The sequence below is a fragment of the Deferrisoma sp. genome, from assembly GCF_054681715.1.
Genome location: NZ_BAAHFQ010000286.1, coordinates 1 through 2,087 on the forward strand (window position 1 = coordinate 1; position 2,087 = coordinate 2,087).

Below are 2,087 nucleotides of genomic sequence, written 5' to 3' on the forward strand. Positions count from 1 at the left end.
GGGATCGCCCGGATCACCTCCCGGGGCGCCTCGTACACCTTCGAGGCCCGCCCCATGTGGCAGGAGTCGTGCCAGGTGACGGTCACGGGGCCGCCGGGCCGCTCCGGGAACCGGAACCGGCCGTCCCGGATCCGTTCGGCCACCACCTCGCTGTAGTGGCGGGCCGTGATGCCGTAGTCGATCCCGAGCTTCCGGGCCCACTCGGGGTACACCTTGCGCCACATCATGTCGCAGGCCGGGCACGAGGTGATCACGGTGTCGGCCCCGGTCCGCTTCACCGCCTCCACGTTCTTCCGGAGGGTCTCGGCGAAGAGGTCCCATTTGCCGGCCACGAGCATCGGCGTGGCGCAGCAGTTCTCCTCCTCGCCCAAGTAGGTGAAGTCCACGCCGGCGTCGTGCAGCAGCCGCACGCTCGCGATCCCGATGTCGCGCTCCACGTAGCTCGCGGTGCATCCGGCGAAGTACACGGCCTTCGCCTTCCGGCCCGGGCCGTGGGCCTCCCGCAGGTCAGCCGGGAACCACTCGGACCGGTTCCGGCGGTACCCGGCCCAGATGTTCCCCTGGCCCGAGAGGGCGGCGGCCATCATCTCGAACGGCGGAAACGTCATGCGGCCCTGGTCGTGGATGAGCTTGCCCCGCAGCTTCATCCAGGAGCGCTCCACGGGCAGGTGCTCGGGGCACCGGTGCTCGCACATCTCGCAGGTGGTGCAGGAGAGCACCGTGTCCACCATGCGCTGGTCCCACCGGGCCCGGCCCTCCAGGTACTCCCGCAGCCAGTACCATTTCCCCCGGGGGCTCTGGCTCTCCCAGCCCCGGCCGTAGAACTGGTCGCACTCGTCCACGCAGTACCCGCACTGGGAGCAGGCGTAGGCGTACCAGGCCACGTCGGCCGGGATGCCCTTGATCTCCCCGCCCGAGGGTCGCTCCCCGAGGTCGAGGTGCACGGCGTTGCCCATCTTCCGGGCCACCGGTTCCAGGCGCCCCGCGAGCCCCAGGGCCGTGCCCAGGATCCCGTTGTCCAGGACCTTCCGGGGGTTCAGGAGCCCCCGCGGGTCCACCTCCCGCTTGAACGCCCGGAGCCGTTCGAGCCGGTCGGGCCCCAGGACCTCCCGGGCCCGGTCGGCGAAGAAGAGCCCCGTGGCGTAGGCCCGGCCCCCCAGGGCCTCGGCCGTCCGGAGCACGGTGAGCGACAGCCCGAACACGAAGTGGTACGAGAACTCCCGGCGGTCGGCCGGGATGAACCCCAGGATCACCACCTCCGGCCGGCCGTCGCGGCACCGGCGCACCACGAGGCCCTCCTTCACGATGGGTTGGCCCACCTTGGCCTCCACGTCCCCCAGGAACGCGGCGAGCCGGTCCAGAGGCACCACCACCTCGGAGGGCACGAGGGAGGGGCCGAGGCGCTTCACCACCATGACCTCGAACCGGTGGTCCCACTCGTGGCGGGCCACCTCGTGGGGCAAAAGCCGCCCGCCCGCCCCGGCCGCGAGCCGACCCAGCCCGTTGCGGGTGTCGTCGGCCCCGTTCTCCGGGAACGCCAGGGTCACCACGAAGGCCCGGGGCAACGCGGGCGGGACCGGCTCGTCCTCGGCCCGGGGCGCCCGGGCCTTCAGCTCGGCCATGCGGGGGTTGATGAACGTCACGGACCACACCGGCAGGTCCGCGCCGGCGAGGGTCTCGAGGAACCGCTGGAGCCCGTCGGCGTCGTCGAACGCGGCCGCGGCCACGGCCAGGGGTTCGGCCGGGCGCACCCGCAGCGTGACCCGGGTGATCAGCCCCGTGATGCCCTCGGCATCGGCCACGAGCGCGAGGTCGTCGCCCGCGAACTCCCGCACCCGGCCGTCGGGCGTGACGACCCGGGCCGCCACCACGTTCTCCGGAAAGGGGCCGTACGTGTAGCTGCCGATGCCCACCCCGCCCTGGGCGAGCCACCCGCCCACCGTGGACGAGGGGTAACTCGTGGGGTAGAGCCGCAGGGTCAGCCCGTGGGCGCCCAGCGCCCGGTCGAGGCGTTCCCAGGTGATCCCGGGCTCCACCGTGACGGTCTGCTCCTGGGCGTCCACCTCCACCACCCGGCGCATCCGGAA

The 2,087-nt window shown here is 72.7% G+C and carries 1 protein-coding gene; it reads right to left on the reverse strand.

Annotated features, from left to right (window positions below):
- Window positions 1–2,087: FAD-binding and (Fe-S)-binding domain-containing protein (locus ACY0I8_RS17935; protein ID WP_461395834.1), on the reverse strand; the 2,087-nt coding region annotated here is incomplete at both ends.